This is a genomic window from Variovorax sp. 54 (assembly GCF_002754375.1).
Classification (GTDB): Bacteria; Pseudomonadota; Gammaproteobacteria; order Burkholderiales; family Burkholderiaceae_C; genus Variovorax.
The window spans coordinates 6,025,263-6,048,566 of sequence record NZ_PEFF01000001.1 but is presented as its reverse complement, the minus strand read 5'-3'; the positions used below and the strand labels follow the sequence as shown (position 1 = coordinate 6,048,566).

23 protein-coding genes and 1 tRNA gene are annotated in these 23,304 nt (G+C 68.6%); 11 read left to right on the top strand and 13 right to left on the bottom strand.

The features are described 5' to 3' along the window. Positions 1 to 94 precede the first annotated feature (94 nt). Entirely contained in the window at positions 95 to 901 is an 807-nt protein-coding gene (locus CLU95_RS27730; protein ID WP_099796563.1) for a transglutaminase-like domain-containing protein, read from the top strand. 32 nt (positions 902 to 933) lie between these two features. On the opposite strand, the gene CLU95_RS27725 is transcribed toward CLU95_RS27730, so the two are convergent. The 4 genes from CLU95_RS27725 to CLU95_RS27710 all read right to left on the bottom strand — a co-directional run bounded on the left by CLU95_RS27725 (position 934) and on the right by CLU95_RS27710 (position 3,347). After that, a complete protein-coding gene (locus CLU95_RS27725) occupies positions 934 to 1,143 on the bottom strand; it encodes a GIY-YIG nuclease family protein (protein ID WP_257214752.1) in 210 nt (69 codons plus the stop codon). Between the two features lie 778 nt (positions 1,144 to 1,921). After that, a tRNA-Gly gene (locus CLU95_RS27720) sits at positions 1,922 to 1,995 on the bottom strand. 46 nt (positions 1,996 to 2,041) lie between these two features. Beyond that, complete coding sequence (locus tag CLU95_RS27715; protein WP_099796561.1) at positions 2,042 to 2,266, bottom strand: hypothetical protein; 225 nt, start codon at positions 2,264 to 2,266, stop codon at positions 2,042 to 2,044. A gap of 163 nt (positions 2,267 to 2,429) precedes the next feature. Beyond that, on the bottom strand, positions 2,430 to 3,347 hold the full coding sequence (locus tag CLU95_RS27710; protein WP_099797503.1) for a LysR family transcriptional regulator: 918 nt from the start codon (positions 3,345 to 3,347) through the stop codon (positions 2,430 to 2,432). A gap of 115 nt (positions 3,348 to 3,462) precedes the next feature. On the opposite strand from CLU95_RS27710, the gene CLU95_RS27705 reads away from it, so the two are divergent. The 5 genes from CLU95_RS27705 to CLU95_RS27690 all read left to right on the top strand — a co-directional run bounded on the left by CLU95_RS27705 (position 3,463) and on the right by CLU95_RS27690 (position 6,776). Then, the gene (locus tag CLU95_RS27705) at positions 3,463 to 4,731 is read left to right on the top strand and encodes an SGNH/GDSL hydrolase family protein (protein WP_099796560.1); all 1,269 of its coding nucleotides are present in this window, start codon (positions 3,463 to 3,465) and stop codon (positions 4,729 to 4,731) included. A 78-nt stretch (positions 4,732 to 4,809) separates the two neighbouring features. After that, the gene (locus CLU95_RS27700; protein WP_099796559.1) at positions 4,810 to 5,046 is read left to right on the top strand and encodes a hypothetical protein; all 237 of its coding nucleotides are present in this window, start codon (positions 4,810 to 4,812) and stop codon (positions 5,044 to 5,046) included. A gap of 38 nt (positions 5,047 to 5,084) precedes the next feature. Beyond that, the gene (locus CLU95_RS31225) at positions 5,085 to 5,264 is read left to right on the top strand and encodes a hypothetical protein (RefSeq protein ID WP_257214751.1); all 180 of its coding nucleotides are present in this window, start codon (positions 5,085 to 5,087) and stop codon (positions 5,262 to 5,264) included. Between the two features lie 9 nt (positions 5,265 to 5,273). Next, positions 5,274 to 5,681: a 2'-5' RNA ligase family protein gene (locus CLU95_RS27695; RefSeq protein ID WP_257214750.1), complete on the top strand. Its 408-nt coding sequence runs from the start codon at positions 5,274 to 5,276 to the stop codon at positions 5,679 to 5,681. A gap of 78 nt (positions 5,682 to 5,759) precedes the next feature. Further along, positions 5,760 to 6,776 (top strand): aminoglycoside phosphotransferase family protein, encoded by a 1,017-nt coding sequence (locus CLU95_RS27690; RefSeq protein ID WP_099796558.1) that lies wholly within the window; start codon positions 5,760 to 5,762, stop codon positions 6,774 to 6,776. Positions 6,777 to 6,791: 15 nt separating this feature from the next. Here CLU95_RS27690 and CLU95_RS27685 read toward each other — a convergent pair whose 3' ends face one another. The 4 genes from CLU95_RS27685 to imuA all read right to left on the bottom strand — a co-directional run bounded on the left by CLU95_RS27685 (position 6,792) and on the right by imuA (position 13,234). Next, a complete protein-coding gene (locus tag CLU95_RS27685; RefSeq protein WP_099796557.1) occupies positions 6,792 to 7,709 on the bottom strand; it encodes a hypothetical protein in 918 nt (305 codons plus the stop codon). A gap of 69 nt (positions 7,710 to 7,778) precedes the next feature. Further along, the gene (locus CLU95_RS27680; protein ID WP_099796556.1) at positions 7,779 to 11,129 is read right to left on the bottom strand and encodes an error-prone DNA polymerase; all 3,351 of its coding nucleotides are present in this window, start codon (positions 11,127 to 11,129) and stop codon (positions 7,779 to 7,781) included. Continuing rightward, positions 11,122 to 12,462, bottom strand: a complete 1,341-nt coding sequence (locus CLU95_RS27675) for a Y-family DNA polymerase (protein ID WP_099796555.1) — start codon at positions 12,460 to 12,462, stop codon at positions 11,122 to 11,124. Before CLU95_RS27675 ends, CLU95_RS27680 begins: the two co-directional genes overlap by 8 nt. Then, a complete protein-coding gene (imuA, locus tag CLU95_RS27670; protein WP_099796554.1) occupies positions 12,434 to 13,234 on the bottom strand; it encodes a translesion DNA synthesis-associated protein ImuA in 801 nt (266 codons plus the stop codon). Before imuA ends, CLU95_RS27675 begins: the two co-directional genes overlap by 29 nt. Before the next feature lie 111 nt (positions 13,235 to 13,345). On the opposite strand from imuA, the gene CLU95_RS27665 reads away from it, so the two are divergent. Next, on the top strand, positions 13,346 to 14,476 hold the full coding sequence (locus CLU95_RS27665) for an ABC transporter substrate-binding protein (RefSeq protein WP_099796553.1): 1,131 nt from the start codon (positions 13,346 to 13,348) through the stop codon (positions 14,474 to 14,476). 12 nt (positions 14,477 to 14,488) lie between these two features. On the opposite strand, the gene CLU95_RS27660 is transcribed toward CLU95_RS27665, so the two are convergent. Next, the gene (locus CLU95_RS27660) at positions 14,489 to 15,367 is read right to left on the bottom strand and encodes an alpha/beta fold hydrolase (RefSeq protein WP_099796552.1); all 879 of its coding nucleotides are present in this window, start codon (positions 15,365 to 15,367) and stop codon (positions 14,489 to 14,491) included. A 29-nt stretch (positions 15,368 to 15,396) separates the two neighbouring features. Beyond that, positions 15,397 to 16,221: a DODA-type extradiol aromatic ring-opening family dioxygenase gene (locus CLU95_RS27655; RefSeq protein WP_099796551.1), complete on the bottom strand. Its 825-nt coding sequence runs from the start codon at positions 16,219 to 16,221 to the stop codon at positions 15,397 to 15,399. Positions 16,222 to 16,321: 100 nt separating this feature from the next. Between CLU95_RS27655 and CLU95_RS27650 the strand changes: the two genes are divergently transcribed. Continuing rightward, positions 16,322 to 17,257 carry a LysR family transcriptional regulator gene (locus tag CLU95_RS27650; protein WP_099796550.1) on the top strand — a complete coding sequence of 312 codons (936 nt, stop codon included), beginning with the start codon at positions 16,322 to 16,324 and terminating at the stop codon, positions 17,255 to 17,257. Positions 17,258 to 17,306: 49 nt separating this feature from the next. Further along, entirely contained in the window at positions 17,307 to 19,208 is a 1,902-nt protein-coding gene (locus CLU95_RS27645; protein ID WP_099797502.1) for an ABC transporter ATP-binding protein, read from the top strand. Between the two features lie 7 nt (positions 19,209 to 19,215). Here the strand turns inward: CLU95_RS27645 and CLU95_RS27640 are convergent, their stop codons facing one another. Then, the gene (locus CLU95_RS27640; RefSeq protein ID WP_099796549.1) at positions 19,216 to 19,644 is read right to left on the bottom strand and encodes a VOC family protein; all 429 of its coding nucleotides are present in this window, start codon (positions 19,642 to 19,644) and stop codon (positions 19,216 to 19,218) included. A gap of 85 nt (positions 19,645 to 19,729) precedes the next feature. On the opposite strand from CLU95_RS27640, the gene CLU95_RS27635 reads away from it, so the two are divergent. Then, a complete protein-coding gene (locus tag CLU95_RS27635; protein WP_099796548.1) occupies positions 19,730 to 20,323 on the top strand; it encodes a TetR/AcrR family transcriptional regulator in 594 nt (197 codons plus the stop codon). On the opposite strand, the gene tssF is transcribed toward CLU95_RS27635, so the two are convergent. Both tssF and tssE read right to left on the bottom strand, forming a co-directional pair. Then, a complete protein-coding gene (gene tssF, locus CLU95_RS27630) occupies positions 20,320 to 22,200 on the bottom strand; it encodes a type VI secretion system baseplate subunit TssF (RefSeq protein ID WP_099796547.1) in 1,881 nt (626 codons plus the stop codon). The two genes, CLU95_RS27635 and tssF, sit on opposite strands and share 4 nt — an antisense overlap. Positions 22,201 to 22,265: 65 nt before the next feature. Then, positions 22,266 to 22,856 carry a type VI secretion system baseplate subunit TssE gene (tssE, locus tag CLU95_RS27625; RefSeq protein WP_099796546.1) on the bottom strand — a complete coding sequence of 197 codons (591 nt, stop codon included), beginning with the start codon at positions 22,854 to 22,856 and terminating at the stop codon, positions 22,266 to 22,268. Between tssE and CLU95_RS30765 the strand changes: the two genes are divergently transcribed. Further along, a complete protein-coding gene (locus tag CLU95_RS30765) occupies positions 22,855 to 23,154 on the top strand; it encodes a hypothetical protein (RefSeq protein WP_143606065.1) in 300 nt (99 codons plus the stop codon). The genes tssE and CLU95_RS30765 overlap by 2 nt on opposite strands. Positions 23,155 to 23,304 lie beyond the last annotated feature (150 nt).

Genomic DNA, 23,304 nt, shown 5'->3' with positions numbered 1-23,304 from the left:
GCTCGGTCGACTGCCCATGGTCAGGTGCAAGAAGAGTTTGCGAAGCTCACTGCGAATCCCCGCGCACCCGCGAATCCAGGCGCATCATGGGCCGATGAACATCCACCTCGGCTTTGAGATCGCGTACCAGTTTCCCCGGCCGACGCCGATGATCCTGGCTCTCAGCATTCACTACTCGCGCGCCTCGGACCTCGTGCGCCCGGACCACCTGCTCACGCAGCCGGCCGTTCCCACCACCGCGTACCGCGACCTGTTCGGGAACTGGTGTACACGCCTGGTCGCACCCACCGGCCGCTTCGTGCTGAGCACGGACACCGTGGTTCGCGACAGTGGCGCAACCGACGTTGTCGTGCCCTCAGCGCCGCAGGTGCCGGTGGAGTACCTGCCCGAGTCCACCCTGCTCTACCTGCTGGGCAGCCGTTATTGCGAGACCGATCTGCTGTCCGACTTTGCCTGGCAGCGCTTCGGCAACGGCCCGACCGGCTGGGGTCGCGTGCAGGCGGTGTGCGATTTCGTGCATCACCACATCGAGTTCGGCTACCAGCACGCACGGCGCACGCGTTCGGCCTTTGAAGCCTTCAACGAAGGGCAAGGCGTATGCCGCGACTATGCACACCTGGCGCTCACGCTGTGCCGCTGCCTGAACATTCCGGCCCGCTATTGCACCGGCTACCTCGGCGATGTCGGGACCCTCCCGCCGTACGGCACGATGGACTTCGCGGGCTGGTTCGAGGCCTTCCTGGGCGACCGCTGGTACACCTTCGATGCCCGCAACAACGTGCCCCGCATCGGCCGTGTGCTGATCGCGCAAGGCCGCGACGCCAGCGACGTCGCGTTGTCCAGCACCTTCGGGCCCAACGAGCTGGATGGGTTCAGGGTGTGGTGCGACGAAGTTCAGTGAGCTGAACCGCTTGTCGCACGCACACGGTCGGGTCAGTCCTCCGCGTCGAAGAACGACAGCTTGCGCGCACGCGGCAACGCCTTCACCCTGATTTCCGCCCGCAGCGCCGCGCCCTTGTCCGCATAGCAGCGGGCAGCCAGCACGCGCACCGGCGGACGCGCGCGCGTGAACTTGGCGCCCAGACCGAAGAGATGCTGAAAGAAACGCTGCTCCACATCGATGGCGGTGCCGGCGTAGTACACGCCCCCCTCGCATTCCAGGAGGTAGAGCCAGTAGGGGGTGGGCGGTGGCGCGGGCAAGGTTCGAGGCACGCGGGATTGTGCCGCGACATGGCCCGCGCGCCGCTGGCGGATGCGCCGGTGCAGTTGGTGCAGTTGGTGGTGAGCGAGGCGGCGTGAATCCAGCCAGGCAACGGCTACGCCTGACTTGCGACCAGCCCGCTGGAATCGAGAGATGCCAACAGCCCCGATGGCGCCACGGGTTCGCAACGTACAACCTGCGGCACACACCATCCTTGTTCCGCCGACTGCTAACGAAAAATCTCACGTGGCCCCTCGTCCCAATGCCACCTGCATTTGCTGCAGTGCCCTCATGTTTCCAGTCTGCCCATACCGGGCTGAATCGAAAGCCCGGTTTTCCCGTACGGGATGCGCGGCTTGCGCGCGATGGTCTCACGCAACGGCCATGCCCGGATCAGGACTTTGCGTGCGTGAGCTTCACGAGCGACCTTCGCGCAGGTTGTCACCACGCTGGTGCGAAGCTGTGCCTTGATTCGACGGGAGCGACTTCCAGGAAGAGATTGCCGTCATCACGGATGACGCGCGCGCTTCTGCCGCAGTGACCCGAAGCGTTTTTGCAGGTGCGTTCTGTGAGCGCAGGGGGACAAGGCTTGGAGTCTGAGCCCAACGCACCGGTGTTCCCCGTGCTGTGCCCCGTGGAGGCACCGGCTTCGCTAGATCGCGCAGGCGTCCTTCGGATGGACCTTCATGGAGGTCACAAGGAACGCCTGGGAATGGGGGCTGGAGCGGGTGAAGGGAATCGAACCCTCGTATGAAGCTTGGGAAGCTGCCGTTCTACCATTGAACTACACCCGCAGCAGGCGCGGATTCTAACGTCAGTTCCCTTGTGCTCCGCCCGGGATCAGGTCTGCAGTTCGTCCCGTCGCAGCCGCAGTGCCGCGCGCCCTTTCGGCGTGATGAGCAAGAGGACCGCGACGCGCCCGCCCGTGCCGCTCGCTGCCGGTGGCAGGACGGCTTCGATGAGATGTGCGGCGACCAGCATGGTCGCGCAGTGGATGTCGGCTTCGTCGCGGACCGCCATCGGGAACGACGCGTCTTCGATGCGCTCCAGAAAGTCCATGGGCATGGGAAAGCTCCTCAGGAAACGAGGCGCAGTCTAGGTCGTTGCGACCCTGAAAATGCGGTCCGGACGGGTTGCTGTTGTAACCAATTCAACAGGTCGTCCCGCGCGAGAACTTTCGCACGACAACACACCACCGTCTTGCACCTGGGGCCCTCATGCGGCGCGTTCATCGACCGCCGTTCACCCGCCCTCGCGCCGCCCCTGGTAATGCCGCCACACGCTGCGCCAGGAAGTCGACCAGCACCTGCACCCGCAGCGGCAACTGGCGGCGCGGCGCGTAGAGCAGGTGCAGCTCCTGCGCGGGCCCCGTGTGCCGCGCGAGCACGCGCACCAGCCGCCCCTGCGCCAGCAGGTCCGCAACCATCCACGTGGGTTGCAGCGACACCCCCGCGCCCGCCAACACGCTGTCGAGCAGTGCCACCGCGTTGTTGACGCGGTAGCGGCTGCGCACCGGCACGGTCACCGGGCCGTCGGGGCCCGTGAGCAGCACGCCGTCGTCGCCTGCGGCATAGCGCAGGTAGTCGTGGGCCAGCAGGTCGTGCGGCGTGCGCGGCTTGCCGCGTGCGGCCACGTAGTCGGGCGAGGCGACGAGCACGCGCGGCCAGCTGCCGAGGTGGCGCGCGACGAGGTCGGGCGGCAGCGCGCCGCCGACGCGCAGCGAGACGTCGATGCGCTCCTCGCGCGGGTCGACGAAGCGGTCATCGAGCACCAGCTCGAGTTCGATGTCGGGGTACAGCCGCAGGAACGCGACCGCCATCGCGTTGAGATGCCGCTGCCCCAGCGTGACCGGCGCGCTCAGGCGCAGCAGGCCGCGCGGCTGTTGCACCTGCGCGCGCGCATCGGCCACGGCGTCGCCGTAGTCCTCGAGCATGCGGCGCGCGCGTTCATGAAAGCGCTGGCCCTCCTCCGTGAGGCTCAGGCCGGTGGCCGCGCGCCGCAGCAGCCGCACGCCGAGCGAACGCTCCAGACCCGCGACCAGCTTGCTCACGGTGGGCTGCGTGGTGTCGAGCGCGCGGGCCGCGCCCGAGAGGCTGCCGAGTTCGACGCTGTGCACGAAGGCGGAGAGTGCGCGAAGGGTGTCCATCGGGTCATTCGAATCGGGAATGTGATGCATGCCATTCTGCCTTCTACCCCTCGCGATTCGAATGAAAGAAAGTTCGTCCATCGACGCTTCTTTCTTTCACCTGAGGACATTTCACATGACCGCTTCGCGACTCACCTCCCTCCTGCGCCAGGGCGCACTCGCCCTCTCCTTCGCCGCTGCCGCCACCGCTTCCGTGGCAGCGCCCACGCACTGGAGCCCCAGCTGGATGGCCGCCACCCAGCCGCTGTGGGACGAGCATTTCGTGCTGCCCCTCGGCATTCCCGCCCGCTTCGAGCGGCAGACGCTGCGCCAGGTGGCGCGCCTGAGCATCGGCGGCACGCGGCTGCGCGTGGTGATCAGCAACGAAGGCGGCACCGCGCCGCTGCACATCGGCGCCGCCCACGTGGCGCGCCATGCAAGCGGCTCGGCGGTCGTCGAAGGCACCGATCGCGTGCTGCGCTTCGGCGGCCGCAGCGACGTGACCGTGCCACCCGGCGCACGCCTCGTGAGCGACCCCGTCGACCTGGCGCTGCCCGCGCTGAGCGAGGTGGCCGTGTCGCTCTACCTGCCCACGCCCAGCCAGCCCGCGGGCTTTCACTTCGATGCGCGGCAGACGCTGTACATCGCCGACGGCGACCTGAGCGCCGCCGCGCGGCTGCCTGCCGCGGCCACCTCGTGGAGCACGCGCGTCTACGTGAGCGGCCTGATCGTCGAGACGCCCCAGGCGCCCGTCACCGTCGTCGCGCTGGGCGACTCGATCACCGACGGCAACGGTTCGACCCCCGGCGCCCACACGCGCTGGCCCGACGCACTGGCCGAGCGGCTCGCGCCGCGCGGCGTGGGCGTGCTCAACGCCGGCATCTCGGGCGGCCGGCTGCTGAAGGACGGCATGGGCCGCGCGGCGCTCGAACGCGCGGGTCGCGACGTGTTCGCGCAGCCCGGCGTGCGCGCGATGGTCGTGCTGCTCGGCACCAACGACATCGGCTGGCCCGGCGGCCCCTTCGCGCCGCAGGAACCCGCGGTGCGCGCCGACGCCGTGATCCAGGGCTTTCGTCAGCTGATCGAGATGGCTCACGCCCACAACGTGCGCATCGTGGGCGCGACGATTCCATCCAACGAACGCGCGCTCGAAGGCACGCCGCTGGCCGGCCACCACTCGCCCGAGAAAGACACCGTGCGCCAGGCCGTGAACCGCTGGATTCGCGAAAGCGGCGCGTTCGACGCGGTGGTCGATGTCGACGCACTGCTGCGCGACCCGGCCCGGCCGACCCGCCTGAAGGCCGCCATGGATTCGGGCGATCACCTGCATCCCGGCGATGCTGGCTACAAGGCCATGGCCGCAGCCATCGACCTCGACGCCTTGCTGGGCATCGATGGTCGATAGACTGCAAATATACTGTACATAAATACAGTCTTTTCTCTAGAATGGCTCGTCTCCAAGAACAACATTCGAGGCGACGCCATGACCACCGCCAACCCGCCTGCGCCCTCCGCGCAGGTGCTTTTTTTCTCCTCGCGGCAGCACCCGTTGCAGTCGCGTCCACGCACCACCGGCAAGACAGGCCGGATTTCGACTTGGCCCTTCCGCGTGACCCGCGAGCACGGCCACGACGACAGCAACGAACAGGATGACATCCGCGTTCAGGCGGCGCGCGTCATCCGGACGACGGCCGCGCATTGGTGGCCGCCGGAGCCCTGAACCGCCTTTCAGCTTCACCTTTTCCAAGGAGTGCAGCAATGGACGACTTCAACCGAGACTCGGCTTATCCGGATCACCCCGAACCAGAATGGGAATCCGCACCTCCAGTGGGAGATTCGCATCTCCTGATTGCACTGTTTCCCGATCCTGCCGTGCAGGCTGCGATCGAGGCGCATCGCAAGGACTGGCTCTGGCCGGAGGGACACTACTTTCCGTGAGGCCCGCGAATGCATCTGACGCTGCATTGCTTCGGCGATCAGACACAACCCGTCGAGAAGCGCCTGCGCGATGCGCTCGCCCGGGTTCCTGTGCAGCCCATGGAACTCATGCTGGACCGTTCATGCACCTGGAACAACCACATCGCGGTGGTCCAACCCGCCGAGCATGCAGGGCTGCACGCTCTGTACAAGCACATCAGCCACGCGGTGCAGCAGGCCGGCATCCTCACGGGCACCCCAAAGTTCACGCCCCACATCACCATCGCCCGAAAGGCCGCAAGCGCTGCCTACCCGAGGCACATGCCGCCGATTCCTTGGTGCGTGAAGAAATTTCTTCTTGTCCGCTCGTTCACCGGAGCCTCCTTCCGGCACGAAGTGCTGGCTTCGTACGAGGCACAAGAAGACGCTCACGTCTGACACGCGCCGGGTGGGTTCCGTGGCCTCATCGGGTGAGACAATTTTCAGCGTCCATCGACCTGACACCGCCCACCTCGCATGCTGACACCACCCACCCTGCCGAACGACGCCATCCCTTCCTGCCTCGCCAGCCACTGGGGCCTTGAAGCCACCCGCGCCGAGTTCCTGCCACTGGGCGCTGACGTCGATTCGGCCGCGTTCCGCATCGAGGCACCGGACGGCGGCGCGTACTTTCTGAAGCTACGCCGTGGCGGCTTCAGTGCGGCCGTGGTCGATGTGCCGGCCTTCTTGCACCACACGCAAGGCATCAACGCCGTGATGGCGCCGCTGCCCACGCTCACGCAGCAGCTCAGCGTGCAAGCGCACGATTTCGACTGGGCCCTCCATCCCTTCTTCAACGGCGCCGACGGCTTCACACGCACACCAACTGACCGGCAATGGACCGCGCTCGGCATGGCACTGAACGCCATCCACCGCGCCGAACTGCCCGAATCTCTGCGCGCGGGCCTGCCGCGTGAAAGCTATTCGCACCAGGGGCGCGAAGGCGTACGCGGCTACCAGCGCCGCTTCATCAACGGCGTGGCCGGCGACGATCTGGTGGCGCACTTCCTGGCCTTCTGGGACGCGCACGACGAAGAGATCGATTCGCTCATCTACCGCAGCGAACAGCTCGCCTCGATCCTGCTCGAGAAGTCACTGCCGCAGGTGCTGTGCCACTCGGACCTGCACGCGGGCAACGTGCTGCTGGGCGACGACGACCGCCTGTGCATCGTCGACTGGGACACGCTGATCCTCGCGCCGAAGGAGCGCGACCTGATGTTCATCGGCGGCGGTGTCGGCGGCGTGTGGAACCAGCCGCGCGAAGAAGCGCTCTTCTTCCAGGGCTACGGAACGGCGCAGGCGATTGATGCGCTCGCCCTCGCCTACTACCGCCACGAGCGCATCGTGCGAGACCTGCTCGAGTTCTGCGACCAGATGTTCGACCCGCAGGCCAGCCGCGACGACCGCGAGGAAGGCCTGCGTCAGATGGCGAGCCAGTTCGAGCCGGGCAACGTGGTCGCCGTCGCGCACCGGGACTACGACGCCATCACCTGACGGGCACCGACGACGTCAGATCAGCAGGTCTTGCGCGTCGTCCTCGAAGCCCGCCACGGGCTGCGCCTTGGCCAGCGCCAGCCACACCGAAAAAGGAATGCGCTCGAAGGCGCGGTGCACCGCGGCGCGCGCCACCACGAGGCGTTCGCCCTCGAGCACCATCACGCCGCACCCGGCCGGAATTTCGTCGGGTGACGCGATGCAGCGGCCCTTGGCGTCGTTGCCCAGCACGTACCAGCACTCGCCGCCCAGGTCGAGGTAGGCCGCGCGCTTGTCGGGCTTGCGCAGGTCGCCCAACAGGTCGGCGCGGCTCACCTTCACCTCGTGCACGATGGGATGCGCATAGGCCTCGACGCTGGTGTTGCGGATCGAGAACACGTCGGGTCGCGCCATGCACCAGCGCGGCTTGCCACCCTCTTCGAGCGGCGGCAGGCGGGCGCGCAGGCCGAGGCCGCGCCAGGCGATGCGGCCGCCGCGCGTCATCTCGCGCGCCACGCGCTCCACCAGCGCCTCGTGCGGCGACAGCGCCGCGCGGTTGACGGTGAGCGTGGTGGCGATACGCGCAATGCCGGCGTCGGTCACGCGCAGCGTCTCGTGGCCCAGCTCGCTGCGCACGCGTTCCAGGAAGCCGCCCGCGAGCAGTTCGACCTCGATGGGATCGCAGCAGGGCCAGCCGGCCGAGCGGTAGATCTCGCGCAGGCGCCGTGCGTGCAGCTTGCCGAAGGGCACGGCCGTCTGCAGCGGTGGCGGGTCGGTCACCGGCGGTGGAAAACCGGGGTCCGTCACCGGCGGCACGACGGGCGGCGGATCGCCTTCGGGCGGCAGCACGGGCGGCGGCGGTGGCGGCATGGGCACATCGGGCGCGGGCGGCGGCGGGCCGATCGGCGTGGCGACCACGTCATCGGCAGGAGCGAATGCGGCGAGTGCGGACATGGGAGGAACAGGTTAGCGAAAAGTGAGGAGCGGCGCGAGGCATGGAACGATCGGTTGCATTCGGCGGTGTCAGTGGAAGTCGCGGCTGGTGTTGCTCTGCGCCAGCCGGCCCAGGAGCGGCGTGAGGTCCTTGAAGCCGGTGGCGATCAGGTGCTGCACCTTGCCGCCGCTGTCGTCGTCGCGCTGCCAGGTGCCCTGCACCGCGAGCAGGTGCGACTTGAGCAGCGGCTCGCGCCAGGCCTCGATGACGTGGTTCCAGACGATCACGTTGACGTTGCCGGTCTCGTCTTCCAGTGTGACGAAGATGGTGCCGTTGGCGGTGCCGGGCCGCTGCCGGCCCTTGACGATGCCGCAGGCGCGCACGGTCTGTCCGCTGCGCGCGGCGCGCAGCTCCACCGCGCTCATGAGCTGCATGCGCGCCAGTCGCGGGCGCAGCAGTGCGAGTGGATGGCGGCGCAGCGTGAGGCCGAGCGCCGCGTAGTCGCCGACGATTTCCTCGCCCTCGGGCGCGGCGGGCAGCAGCAAGGCCTGCTCGTGGATCGGCACGCCCTTGAGCAGCGCCGACGAGCGATGCTGCGCGGTAGCGTCCCACACCTGCTGTCGTCGATGGCCTGAGAGCGACATCAAGGCATCGGCTGCGGCGAGCGCCGCCATGTCCTTGCCTTCGAGTTCGGCACGCAAGGCCAGGTCTTCGGTGCTGGTGAAAGGCGCTTGCGCGCGGGCTTTCAGCAGGCGCTCGGCGCCGGCGTCGCTGAGGCCCAAGACCCGGTTCAGGCCCAGCCGAACCGCGGGCTGGTTGTCGTTACCGAGGCGCTCGGCATAGCGCGTGTCGGTGCCTGCGGGCATGCGCGGTGCATCGGGCGCGCGGGCTTCGAGCGTCGTGTCGATCTCGCTGCACGTGACGTCGACCGGCCGCACCTCGACGCCATGGCGGCGTGCGTCCTGCACCAGCTGCGAGGGGCTGTAGAAGCCCATCGGCTGCGAGTCGAGCAGCGCGGCGAGGAAGCAGGCGGGCTCGTAGTTCTTGAGCCAGCTGCTGATGGTGACCAGCAGCGCAAAGCTCGCGGCATGGCTTTCGGGGAAGCCGTAGTCGCCGAAGCCGAGGATCTGCTTGAAGATGGCTTCGGCGAAGGCTTCCTTGTAGTCGTTGGCGGTCATGCCCTTGACGAGCTTGTCGTGGAACTTGCCGAGGCCGCCCTTGCGCTTCCACGCGGCCATGGCGCGGCGCAGCTGGTCGGCTTCGTCGGCAGAAAATCCGGCCGCGATCATCGCGATCTGCATCACCTGCTCCTGAAAGATCGGGATGCCCAGCGTGCGCTCCAGTGCGGGGCGAAGCGCCTCCTTCTCGTAGTGGATCTCCAAGCCCTTGGCCACCCGCTCGCGCTGCTTGAGGTACGGATGCACCATGCCGCCCTGGATGGGTCCGGGCCGCACGATCGCCACCTCGATCACCAGGTCTTCGTAGGTGCGCGGCTTCAGGCGCGGCAGCATCGACATCTGCGCGCGGCTCTCGATCTGGAACACGCCGATGGTGTCGGCGTCGCAGATCATGTCGAACACTTTGGGGTCGTCGTTGGGGATGTGGTGCATCGCCACCATCGAGCCCCGCCAGCGGTTCATGTGGTCGAGCCCGCGGCGGATCGCGCTGAGCATGCCGAGCGCGAGCACGTCGACCTTGAGCATGCCCATGGCTTCGAGGTCGTCCTTTTCCCACTGGATGACGGAGCGGTCTTTCATCGACGCTTTTTCGACCGGCACCAGCCGCGTGAGCCTGGTGTGCGTGAGCACGAAGCCGCCGACGTGCTGGCTCAGGTGGCGCGGAAAGCCCTTGAGCCGCTGTGTCATCTCGATCCACTGCACCAGCTTGAGCCGGTCTTCCTTCACGCCGACGCGCGCGGCGGCCTTGTCGAGCTGTTCGCCGAGCGCGGTGTCGTCGAACCAGTAGTGGTCCTTGGCGAACTCGTTGACCAGTCGCTCGTCGATGCCGATGGCCTTGCCGACGTCGCGCAAGGCACTGCGCGAGCGGTAGCAGATGACGACAGCGGCGATGGCGGCGCGCTCGCGGCCGTACTTTTCGTAGATGTACTGGATGACTTCTTCGCGCCGCTGGTGCTCGAAGTCGACGTCGATGTCGGGCGGTTCCTTGCGATAGCGACTCAGGAAGCGCTCGAACAGCAGGTGGCCTTTGTCGGGGGCGATCGCGGTGATGCCGAGGCAGTAGCAGACCGCCGAATTGGCCGACGAACCGCGGCCCTGGCAGAGGATGTCCTGGGAGCGTGCATAGCGCACGATGTCTTCCACCGTGAGGAAGAACATCTCGTACTCGAGCTCGGTGATCAGGTCGAGCTCTTTCTGCACCTGCGCGCGCACCTTCTCGGGAATGCCGTCGGGGTAGCGCACCCGCGCGCCGTCCCACGTCTTGCGCACCAGCGTCTGCGCCGCCGTCTCGCTGCTGCCCACAGTTTCCAGCGGGTACTTGTAGGTCTCGCGGATCACCTCGGGATCGAAGCGGCACCGCTGCGCCACCTCCAGCGTGTTCGCCAGCATCGCGGGCAGATACAGCTGGGCCAAGCGAACCCGCTGGCGCAGATGCCGCTCGGCATTCGACTGCAACGCGAAGCCGCAGTCGGCGACCGTGCGGCCTTCGCGCACTGCCGTGAGCACGTCGTGCAGCGGCTTGCGGCCGCGTGCGTGCATGTGCACGTCGCCGGCCGCGACCAGCGGCACATCGGCCTGCTCGCCCGCCTGCATCAGCGTGACGAACCAGAGGTCGTCGTCGCGTTCGTTGAACAGCTCCACGGCCAGCCAGAGGTTGTCGCCGTACAGCGCCCTGGCCGCCGCCAGGTCTTCCTGCACGGTGGCCGCATCGGGCATGCCGCCCGGCGGGCGGTGCGGCACGAAAAGCACCTGGCAGCGCTGCAGCGAGGCGACGTCGCTCGTGTCCCAATCGACGCGGTACTCGCCCTTGGGCAGCTCGGTGTTGCGCGCGGCGGTGATGAACTCGCAGAGGTTGCCCCAGCCCTCGGTGTCGTTCGCGATCACCACGAGCTTGAAGCGCTCGAAGTGGAACTCGCTGCCGAACAGCAGGCGGAAGGCGGGGTTGCGCGGGATCGGCGGTTCGCCCGGGTGCTCGCTTTCGTGCGCGTCCAGCTTCGCCGGCAGGTCGCGCAACGCGACATGCGCACGCACGATGCCGGCCACCGAGCACTCGTCGGTGATGGCCAGCGCCGCGTAGCCGAGGTGGTAGGCGCGCTCGACCACCTCTTCGGGCGTCGAGGCGCCGCGCTGGAAGCTGAAGTTCGTGAGGCAGTGCAGCTCGGCATAGCCGGGCAGGCCCGGCGCCGGCCGCAGCCGCTGCGGCAGCACATGCACCTTGGCGGGCAGGCGCTTGCGCTCCTCCTTGCCGCTCAGCTCAGGCATAGAAGCCTTGCAGGTACCAGCGCACCTCGCCCGACGAAAAGCGCGTGGCGGGCCGCTCGCGAAAGATCCACACCAGACCGGCCTCGGGGCTTTCGGCCACGTAGTAGTCGCGCATCGCGGGCTGGCCGCCGTCTTCCTCGCCGCCCCACCAGCCGGCCTCGACACGCTGCGGCCCGACCAGCTTGCGCAGCGGCCCGCAGTAGCACGGGCGCTCGCCATCCATTTCGAGCCGCAAGGGCTCGGGCAGCAGCCAGGGCGGATAGATCGCATCGGGTTGCGAGGCCGCTTCTTTGCGGGCCTTGTCGGGCGCAGGCGTTTTCTCTTTCTGCAGCGCGGGCCGCCACTGCTGCTGGCGCTCGGGCCGGTGGTCGGCCTGCGCGACCGGCACCCGCACCTGGTCGGCGCCGAGCCGCACGCTGAGCCGTTCGACCATCTCGTGCAGCTTGTCGCCCTTGCGGTTGTCTTCCGGCAGGAAGCTGGTGCTGGCGCCGGCCAGCGGATCGGTTTCGAGCGTGCGCAGCTTCAGCCAGCTCACGGGCGCGGCCAGCGTGGTGAGCGCGAGTTTTTCGGACAGCAGGCGGCGCAGGTGCGCCATGTCCTGCGTGGGCTCGGCCGTGCGCACGGTGAGCTGCTGGTGCGGCGGCAGGGTCACGCCGTTGAGGCGCCGCAGGTCGAGCGTCCATTGCAGCTCGAGCGCACGCGCGCCGCGCTGGCGTGCGCGCAGCCAGATCTGCAGCGCCGAGAGCAGGCGGTTGGCCGACCACATGAGTTCGGGCCCGGTCTCGGCCAGCGCGGGCAGTTCGAGCTTCTGCTCGAACACGTCGGGCAGCGTGAGCCAGGCGTGGCTTTCGGGGCGCAGGCCCCAGGCGGTGTCGAGCGCCTCTCGCAACCCCACGCCGAAGCGCCGCGTGAGGCCGCCGCGCGGCAAGGCGGCCACATCGCCCCAGGTGCGGCAGCCCAGGCGCGCAAGCAGATCGAGGTGGCCGCGCGCGGCCGTCAGCGTGTCCAGCGGCAGGCCGGCGGGCACCTCGGCGGGCCGGTGCTCGTTGCGCGCGAACAGGCGCAGCCGCGCCAGCGCGATCAGGCTGGTGGCGCCCTGTGCGCCGAGCATGCGCGCGTCGGGCACGGGGTTGAGGGCCAGCAGCTGGCGCATCAGCGGCGCGCGCCCGCCCCAGAGGCGTTCGCAGGCCGAGACTTCGAGCATCAGCGCCTCGTCCTGCCAGGCGACGTGCGGCGTGAACCGCAGCGCCCACCAGCCCAGGGCCTCGGGCGGGGGCATGGCGGGTGCGTCGTCTTCTCCCGTCTCAGACCACTGCAAGGCGATCCAGTGCATCCGGGCCTCCTTTCCACGCATCGATGCGCACCACCGTGGCCGACGGCGCGGCGGCCGGTGTCACGGACGCCTGCGGCTGCAGGCGCAACTGGCGCCGCACGCGGGCGGCGGCCAGCAGCGCGCTCATGCGGGCGTTGCGCGCCGGCACCCGCACCGGCGCGGCCAGCGGCGGCCCCCGGCGCTTGAGGATGTGCAGCGCGATCTGCGCCGGGTCGTCCGCGCAGCGTTCGGCGCGCAGGCGCAGGCGCGCGGGCGAGGCCGACAGCGCCACCGACTCGGGCCGGCACACGAACAGCAGCACCTCGTGCTGCGCGGCGGCCAACTGCAGCCGCCGCAGCTCGCCCACGCGGGCCTGCGGCAGCCAGGCGACAACGGCCGCAACCTCGGCGCAGCGCAGCGCCTGCTCGCAGGCCCACAGCCGCGCGGCCGGGGCGTCGCTGCGCACGCACATCAGCGCTTCCACCGGCAGGCCCTGCGCCGCCAGCGCGGCACCGCAGGGTTCATAGGGCGCGCCGACCAGCACCACCGGCCCGCCCCGCGCTTCCACGGCCTGCGCCAGCGCGGGCAGCAGCAGGCGCCAGACATGGGCCTCGGGCGTGGCCTGCAGCAGCTCCGTCATCGCGCCCACGGGCCAGCCGCCGCCGGGCAGCTCGGCGTCGAGCGCGGCATGGCCGGTGGCCACGACCTGTGCATCCGCCAGGCCGAGTTCGTCGGCATGCCAGACGCCGCGGCCCGCGGCGGTGGAAAAGGAGTCGAGGAAAGGGAGGCCCATGATTGCAACTGTTAACTGTATTTTTATACAGTATTTCCCGGGTCGCAACCAGAGATCGATTTACCTGCGAAGGCCAGCGCCTTAAGATCGCTTTGTTAACAATTTGTGACCATGATCCACAAAAAGATTCAATTGCTGGCTTCGGCCTTCGCCGCCCTCGCCTTCACGGTGGCTCCCGCCGCCCAGGCGCAGACCGCCAAGCCGCTGCTGATCGGCCAGACCTACGTGCAGACCGGCCCGCTCGCGTCGCTGTCGACCGAGCCGCTGGTCGGCATCCGTGCCATGTTCACCGCGCTGAACGCCAGCGGCGGCATCAACGGCCGGCCCGTCGAGCTGCGCCAGCTCGACGACGCCTACGACCCCGCCAAGGGCGCCGAGAACGTCAAGGCCTTCGCGCGCGACGGCGCTGTCGGCGTGCTGATGCCCATCGGCACCTCGTCGGCGGTCGGCGCGCTGAAGGCGGCCAACGAGCTGAAGATTCCCGTCGTCGGTCCGTACACGGGCGCGGGCCCGGTGGTGAAGTTCAGCGAATTCGGCTTTCCGGTGCGCATCAGCTTCGACGAGGAATACAGCCGCATCGTGAACCACCTCTTCACGATCGGCCTGTCGCGCATCGCCTTCGCGCACAACGACAACCCCGGCGCGCGCTCGGCGATGGAGAGCACGCAGAAGTTCATTGCCGAACGCGGCGACAAGATGGTCGGCAGCGTGGCCATCAAGAACGACGGCTCCGATGCGGCCGAGCGCGCCGCGGAGCTGGCCAAGCTCAAGCCCAAGGCCGTGGTGCTGTCGGCCACCAACGACGTGGCGGCCAAGTTCATCTCGGCCTACCGCGCGGCCGGCGGCGAGACGGCGTTCTATTCGTTCTCCTTCCTGAACGGGCAGAAGCTCTTCCAGGACATCAAGAAGGACGCGGCCGGCGTGGTCATTTCGCAGGTCGTGCCCTACCCGTGGAACAGCGCGATGCCCGTCATCGCCGAGTACCAGGCGGCGATGAAGAAGATCGGCGCGACCGAGTTCAGCTACGCGAGCCTGGAGGGCTACGTCACAGCCAAGGTCATGGTCGAAGGCCTGAAGCGCGCAGGAGCGAACCCCACGCCGGAGTCGCTGCAGAAGGGCCTGGAGTCGTTCAAGACGCTGGACCTCGGCGGCATCGCCGTGTCGTACCGGCCCGGCGAGCACCGCGGGCTGACCTTCTCCGAGCTGTCGATGCTCAAGGCCGACGGGCGCTACCTGCGCTGAGGCTGAACCGCTTCAGTCCAGGAAGCGCAGCAGCTGCGCGTTGACCTCGTCGGCGCGCTCGTACTGCACCCAGTGCCCCGCGCCGTCGATCACCACGCCTTCGCGGCCGGGGCCTTCGCTGGCCAGCTGCGCCGTCAGCGGACGCGAATCGGCGGTGACATCGAACTCGCCCCACAGCAGCAGCGTCGGCACGGCCAGCGTGTCGATCGCGGTTTGCAGCCCGCCCGAGAGCGACACCTCCTTGCTGCGAAAGCGCGTGCCGTGGCACGAGAGGTCGTGGATCTCGAAGGCCAGCGGGTCGATGGCCGCCGCCTCGTGCAGCATCAGCGCGCCCAGGTTGTGCATGAGCGCGGCGCGCTCGGTCTCGCGGTCAGGGGCGGCGCGCCAGTTGATCATCTCGACCGTCATGCGGCGCAAGGTGCCGTGGCCGCCGCTGCCCATCAGCGCCAGCCGGCGGATGGCGCCGCGCCGCACCGCGAAGCGCGCCGCGGTGAGTCCGCCGAAAGAGAAACCACCGAGGTCGATGGGCGTGCCGGCGCCGATGAGCGCATCGAGCGTGCCGCCAAGCGCAGCCAGCAGCGGCACCAGCGCGTCTTCGCCGGGTGCCACGCGCGGCAGCGCATCGGAATCGTGAAAGCCCGGCATGTCGGGCAGAAGCAGCGTGCGTTCGGCCGACAAGGCCTCGGCATTGCGCAGCCAGTGCATCCAGCTGCCGTGGCCGCCGTGCAGCAGCACGATGGGCGGCTTCGTCGTGTCGGTGCCGAAGCGGCGCCAGCGCACACGCACGCCGTCGTGCACGGGGTCGTGCGAGGTGGACAGGGCTTCGATGCGGGCGATCAGGCGCCGCGCTTCGGCGGATTCGGTGGGAGAGGGAAGAGCGGGCGTGGGCATGGCTTCATTTTGCCGCGCGCCCTTTCCCTTCACATCGCGCCGAAGCGGTAGCTCGACACCACGAGCCCGCCCATGAAGGCGTCCTCGTGGTAGACGCGTTCGCCGGCCTCGCCTTCGGCCGCGCCGACAGCAACCATCAGCGGAATCAGGTGCTCCTCGCGCGGATGCGCCACGCGCGCCGAGGGGGCGGAGGCCCAGTCCTGCAGGCGCTGCACGCGCGCTTGCGGCGTGGCCTGCACAGCGGTCTCATCGAGCCAGTCGCCGAAGGCCTTCGACACGCCGTGCGCCTGCGGGCCGAAGTTGCGCAGGTTGTGATAGCTCAAGCCGCTGCCGACGATGAGCACGTTTTCGTCGCGCAGCGGCGCGATGGCGCGGCCCAGCGCGAGGTGCTCGGCCGGGTCGAGCCCGCGCCGCAGCGACAGCTGCACCACCGGCACCTCGGCGTTCGGGTAGATCGCGGCCATCGGCGCGAACATGCCGTGGTCGTAGCCGCGCTCGGGGTCGATCTGCGCCGGCAGGCCGGCCGCGGCGATCAGCGATTGCACGCGCTGCGCGAGTTCGGGCGAGCCGGGCGAGGCGTAGCGCACCTCGTAGGTGTGGGCCGGGAAGCCGCCGTAGTCGTAGATCATGGGCGGCTTGGGGTTGCCCTGCACCGTGAAGGCAGGCGCCTCCCAATGCGCCGAGACCATGAGGATGGCGCTCGGCGTGCGGCCGATCTGGCGCGGCATGTCGGCCAGCGAAGCGGCGAGTTGGTCGTAGGTGGCGCCCATCTCCTTCTTCATCCAGGGCCAGGGGCCGCCGCCGTGCGAGATGAAGTACGTGGGCAGGCGAGAAAGCGTGGTGTCGTGGGTCAAGTCGATGCTCCTTGAAGGCGTTGGATCGACTGTAGACATTTCCTTTCAGGAAATCGACAGGCTACGATGCATCGAATCATTTCTTCACAGGAAATCATCGATGGACCGCATGACCAGCCTGCGCGTGTTCCGCGAAGTCGTCGAGGCCGGCAGTTTCGTGGCCGCGGCCGAGCGCCTGGGCCTGTCGGCGCCGATGGCCAGCAAGCACGTGGCGCAGCTCGAAAAATCGCTGGGCGCGCGGCTGCTGCACCGCTCGAGCCGCCACCTGAGCCTGACCGAAGCCGGCACCGCCTGGTACGAGCAAAGCCGCCGCGCACTCGACCTGCTCGACGCGGCCGAGGCCGCCATCGGCCAGACGCGCGACACGCCGCGCGGCCAGCTCAAGGTGAGCGCGCCCGTGTGGTGCGCCACGCCGCGCTTTGCGCGCGTGCTGGCCGACTACCGCGAGACCTATCCCGAGGTGCTGGTCGACATGCACCTCGAAAACCGCAAGGTCGATCTCGCGGCCGACGGCTACGACCTGGCCTTGCGCGCCACACAGGAGCCCTCGCCCGCGCTCATCGCACGGCCGCTGTGCCGCGTGCCCTTTCACCTCGTCGGCACGCCGGCCTGCCTGGAGCGCCACGGCGGCACCCCCGCGGTGCCGGCCGACCTGGCGAAGCTGGGCGCCATCGTGCCGAGCTACGTGAACCTGGACAACCTCGCGCTCAAGGGGCCGGGCGGGCGCATGTTTCCGCTGCGGCTCACGCCCGCGATGCGCTCGGACGACACCACGCTCACGCTGCACGCGGTGCGCGCCGACATGGGCATTGCGTACCTGCCCGTGTGGCTGATCGACGACGACCTGGCGCAGGGCCGGCTGGTGCAGCTGCTGCCCGCGTTCGAAGCGATGCCGGTCACGCTGTTCGCCGTGTACACGAGCCGGCAGTACATGTCGCCCAAGCTGCGAACTTTCATCGACTTCCTGAGCGAGCGATTGGGCGGCATGGAAACAAAGGCAGGACGCGCCGACGACGCCAAGGCACGACGCAGCTGAAGGCTTGCTGAAGGCACCGGCCGCGAACGCACCTTTTCGGGGCAAGGTCATGCATGCAGGGCTACAGTCGAAGGCTCTCCTGGAGACCGATTCCTTGTTCCGCTTTTTCGAAAAACTTCTTACCCCTTATCCCGCCGCCGAACCCGCGCTGCCGCCCCAGGGCTTCTTTGCCTTCCTGTGGGCCTGCACGCATGGCGTGCGCGGCAAGATCGCCGCGATGGCGGCGCTCACCGCGGTGATGTCGATCTTCGAGGCCGCGCTGTTCGCGATCCTCGGGCGCATCGTCGACTGGCTGGGCGGCCAGGTGCCGTCCAAGCTGTGGGCCGAGCGCGGCGACACGCTCATGTGGCTGGCCGCGTTCCTCGTGATCAGCATCGGCGTGGTGGCGCTGCAGACGATCGTGAAGCACCAGACGCTCGCGGTGAACCTGCCGATGCGCCTGCGCTGGAACTTCCACCGCCTGATGCTAGGCCAGAGCATGGCCTTCTACCAGGACGAGTTCGCGGGCCGCATCACGGCCAAGGTGATGCAGACCGCACTCGCGGTGCGCGAAACCGTGTTCGTGCTGGCCGACGTGCTGGTCGCCATGGGCGTGTACGTGGCCACCATGATCATCCTGGTGGGCGTGCTCGACGCGCAGCTGGTGTGGCCCTTCGTGATCTGGCTGGCGCTGTACATCTGCGCCCTCGTCTACTTCGTGCCGCGCCTGGGCAAGATCGGCAAGGCGCAGGCCGACGCGCGCGCGCTCATGACGGGCCGCGTGACCGACGCCTACACCAACATCGCGACCGTCAAGCTGTTCTCGCACACGCAGCGCGAGGCGGGCTTTGCGCGCGACGCGATGCGCGAGTTCATGCACACCGGCTACGGCCAGATGCGGCTGGTGAGCGCCTTCGAGATCGTCAACCACACGCTGAGCATGGGCCTCACGGCCGGCATGGCGGGCATGGCGCTGTGGCTGTGGTCGCACGGCACGGTGGGCGTGGGCGCGGTGGCCGCCGCCACGGCGATGGCGCTGCGGTTGCAGGGCATGTCGCACTGGATCATGTGGGAGATGACCAGCCTGTTCGAGAACATCGGCACGGTGCAGGACGGCATGAAGACGCTGTCGCGCCCCCGCACGGTGCTCGACGCGGTCGATGCCACGGTGCTCGACGTGCCGCGCGGCGAGGTGCGCTTCGAGCATGCGAGCTTCCGCTACGGCGACGCGGGCCGCCGCGTGATCGACGACCTGAACCTCGTGGTGAAGCCCGGCGAGAAGATCGGCCTGGTCGGCCGTTCGGGCGCCGGAAAATCGACGCTGGTGAACCTGCTGCTGCGCTTCCATGACCTGGAAAGCGGCCGCATCCTCATCGACGGCCAAGACATCTCGAAGGTCACGCAGGATTCACTGCGCATGCACATCGGCATGGTCACGCAAGACACGTCGCTGATGCACCGCTCGGTGGCCGACAACATCGCCTACGGCCGGCCCGACGCCACGCTGGCGCAGATCGAAGCCGCCGCCAGGCGCGCCGAAGCGCACGACTTCATCCAGACGCTGGGCGATGCGGGCGGTCGGCGCGGCTACGAGGCGCACGTGGGCGAGCGCGGCGTGAAGCTGTCGGGCGGCCAGCGCCAGCGCGTGGCCATTGCGCGCGTGATGCTGAAAGACGCGCCCATCCTGCTGCTCGACGAAGCCACGAGCGCGCTCGACTCCGAGGTCGAGGCCGCGATCCAGCAAAGCCTGTACACGCTGATGGAAGGCAAGACCGTGATCGCCATCGCGCACCGGCTGTCGACCATCGCGGCGATGGACCGGCTCATCGTGCTCGACGAAGGCCGCGTGGTCGAAGAAGGCGACCACCGCACGCTGATGGCGCAAGGCGGCCTGTATGCGCGTCTGTGGGCGCACCAGAGCGGCGGCTTCCTGGGTGACGGGCTGGAAGAAGACGAAGCCCTGCGCGCCTGAGCGGACTTCAGGTCGGCAACGCGCCGGCTTCGTACTGCTGCACAAATTCGCCCGACGGCGGGATCGGCTTGATGATGTCGATCAGCACGCCGTTCGGGTCGCGCGTGATGAAGTGGCGCTGGCCGAAGGCCTCGTCGCGCAGCGACAGCAGGATCGGCAGGCCGGCCGCCTTCAGGCGCTCATGCACTGCGTCTGGGTCTTCCACCTCGAAGTTCAGCAGCAACCCGCCCGCCACCTGCCCGCGCGCTTCGGCAGGAATGGTCTTGTGCGTGCCGTCGAGCACGGCGAGGTTCACCGAGGCATCGTCCGCCAGCTGCAGATGCACGTACCAGTCGGTCGTGAACAGCGACGCAAACCCGAAATGCGCCTGATAGAAGGCCGCGGTGCCGGCCACGTCGTGGGTCATGATCACCGGGTAATAGCTCGTCACTTTCATGGGGTGGCTCCTTCATGGATTAAACATACAAACTGCATGTAGGTTAAATATTAATCCACAAACAGACTGCATGTAAATTAGGGTCATGGCCAAAACCCCGGCACGCACCAACCGCGAACGCACCGAAACCACCCGCCTCGCGCTGACCGAGGCGGCCCGCACGCTCTTCGTCGGCAAGGGCTACGGCGACACCTCCACGCCCGAGATCGCCATGGCCGCGGGCATCACGCGCGGCGCGCTGTACCACCACTTCAACGACAAGCGCGACCTGTTCCGCCAGGTGCTGCTGCTCGAGGCGCAGGCGGTCGCAGCCGACATCGACGCGGCCACGCCCGACGAACTCGGCCCGCGCGACGCCCTGCTCGTGGGCAGCGAGGCCTACCTGAAAGCGATGACGGTGCCGGGCCGCACCCGGCTGCTGCTGATCGACGGGCCGGCCGTGCTGGGCATGGCGGAAATGATGTCGATGGACGACGCCACGTCGGCGAACTCGTTGCGCCAGGGGCTGGCGCGCGCCGGGATGGGCCGGGGCGAGGTGTCGCTCGACGCCCTCGCCCGCCTGCTGTCGGCCGCCTTCGACCGCGCGGCTTTGGAGATCGATGCCGGCGGCGATGCCGCCAAGGTGCGGGCCGCCATGCTGTGGCTGCTCGAGCAAGCGCTCCCGCCGAAGAGAAGCTAGACCGCCCCGCGTCCGCCCATGCGCACGGGCCACTTGGCGACGGTGCCGCGCTGCATCGATTCGAGCGTGGTCTGCGTGAACACGTTGATGCTCACGTGCCGCGCGAGGTAGTGCTCCAGCACCAACCCCAGCAGGTACGGGCTCGTGCCCGAGAACCCTTCTTCATCGACGCTCAGCGTGCATTGCACGCCGCGCCCGTAGATCAGCGGCCCCGCGCCCGGCAGGCGCCGCGTCACGGGCTCGATGCGCGAGCCGACGAGGCAGTCGATCTGCCGGCGCAGCACGTCGTTGTCGGCCGTGACAAACAGCCGCAGCATGTCGCGCAGCGCCTGCGCGCCCTCGCGGTGCGGCATGTCGGCCAGCGGCAGGTGGTTGAAGCCCAGCTGGCGGATCAACCGCCACGCGATCTCGCGCTGCGCGAACGGCGACTTGGGCGTGCTTGGCGGGCGGATGAGGCCCACGGCCGACACCGGAATCGAATCGGCCACCGCGAGGTCGGACTGCCCGTTGCGCGGCACGAGGCACGGCAGGTCGCGGTTGGTGAGCATCGCTTTCACCGACAGGTAGCGCAGGCTCTCGGGGTACGGCGCCTCCTGCTGGTCGACGAGCGACAGGAACACCTCGGTGCCGATGTACGGCGTGCGCGTGCCGTACTTGCGCGCCGTTTCGGACACCAGCCGCGGCTCGCGCCGCACCGAGAAGTAACGGCCGTGGTTGCCCTCGTCTTCGTTGAGCGTCTGGTAGAGCGGGCGAAAGTCGATCTCGGCCGTGGTGCGCGCCTGCTGGCCGGCGATTCGCTGCACCGAATACACCTCGAAATCCATCGGCCGCGAACGGTCGGGCACGAGGTGGAACTCGGTCTGCGCGCTGTCGAGTTCAATGCGGTCGGTGCGCCGCTCGAACAGGTTGACCACCGGCGTGCTGAACAGCGCGAACTGCGCCGCATCGACCAGCGCACCCAAGGCGCCGGGCGGCTTGCTCAGCAGCACGACGATCTCGACCTCCTTGCCGGGAATGCGCGCCAGCCCCGGCGCGAGCTGCGTGAGCGTGAAGAAATAAAAGCGCTCGGGGCACGCGAAGTACTCGTGCAGCAGGTTGTGGCCGTGGAAGGTGTTCCACGCCAGCGGCAGCAGGCCTTCGCTCGGTGCCAGCCCCTCGTGCACCAGCGCGCCTTCGGTCACCACGTGCGGCCGGTCCATCAGCTGGCCCGGCTCGCCGACGAAGGTCGCGACCGCCGAGGTGTGCAGCAGCTCGAACAGGTGCGACGCCACCTGCTCGTTGCCGCGCAGGTAGATCGGCAGCCGGTCGAGCCCCGACAGTGCCGAAAAACCCATCTCGCCCACGATGCGCAGCCGCAGGCGCAGCGCGCCCGTCACCTGCACGTGCGGCGGCACGTAGCGCTCCAGCGCCGGGATGTCGGGCGGCGCGCCGGTGAGCCGCGCCTCGGCGATCTCGAAGGGCCACAGCGTCACGTCCTGGCTGGAGCGGAACTCGCACGGCGTCTGCTCGCCCGCGGGCACGCGCGCATGAAAGGCCGTGCCGCGCGGCACCACGAAGCCGCGCGTGAAGTCGCCCTCCTTCACGCTGGGGTGCAGCTGCGCCACGGCCATCGACGGCGTGGGGCTCAGGTAGTTGGGATACAGCACCTCGAGCAGGCGCTGCGTGAAGCGCGGAAATTCGGCGTCGAGCTTGATCTGCATGCGCGCCGACATGAAGCTGAACGACTCGATGAGCCGCTCCACATACGGGTCGGCCACCTCGATGCCGTGCATGCCCAGGCGGCGGGCGATCTTGGGGTGCGAGGCGGCGAACTCGCTCGCCGCCTCGCGCATGTAGACGAGTTCCCGGTTGTAGTACTCGAGGAGTTGCGGGTCCATGACGGTGAGCCTTCCCTGGCGTGGTGTGAAGTGAAATGAAGAAAAACGAAAGATGGGCGGTGGCGTCAATCCGCCGCGCCGACGATGCGCATGCGGTTGGTCTCGAGATCGACCGCGCTCTGCACCGTGAACGCCAGCGGGTACGGCTTCAGGTGGATGAGCGCGCGGATCTCGAACAGCAGCACGTTGTAGGCCTCGGCCGCACCGTCTTCCTTCATGAGCGGCACGACCTGCACGCTGTCGGGAATCAGCCGCGGCTCGTAGTCGCGGATGGCGCGACGGATGATGCGTTCGATGTCCGCCCACTTGCGCTCCGACAGGTAGCTGCCGGCCAACGGCGGCACGCCGTAGTTCACGGTGGACGACGCCGCGTCGGCATGGCGCACGCGGTCGATCAGGTCTTCGGCATTGGTGGTGTTGAACAGCAGGGCCAGGTCGCGCTGGATGATCTCGCGCATCTGGGCCGGCGTGGCCGTGTACTCCGACGGCAGCTCGGTGGTTCGGCTGGGCGCTTCGTCGCGCAGGCGGTCGAACAGCGTGGGCAACAACTGCGCGTTGACGCGCGGCGGGACGGGTGCATCGGGGCCGCGCGGGGCGCGGGCGCCGGGATGCGCGGGGTGGGAACCTGTGAACGGGGAATGCTCGGTGAGCCGCATGACCTTGCCTTTTCTGGAAGGGGCAGAGTCTTGCGTGGATGCCCGCCGCTCATTGCAAACAATGGTCACACAGCGGGTCGGGCGCGCACGCGCACGCCCGCAACGGGCATTTGTCGTCGCGTCCGCGCTTCGCAAGTCCTACAGCACGCACCGTCCCTTGCCGACACCCGCGTGCCGATTGGCGGCCGATGCTGGGTCATCGCCAACCACTAGGAGCCCTCGCGTGAATTCCATCATCTACATCGTCGGTCTGGTCGTGGTCGTCGTGGCCGTGCTGTCGTTCTTCGGCCTGCGCTGAAACCCGCCGACCGCGCGTCCTTTCTTTTGCTGCACGCGCAGCGCAACGGGGCCGTTCGCGGCCCCGTTGGCCGTGCGCCGGGCCTCGCGAAGCGCCGGGCATAATTTGCGCGCCCCGCCACCGCTTTCCTGCGCCGGGGCGTCATTGGCG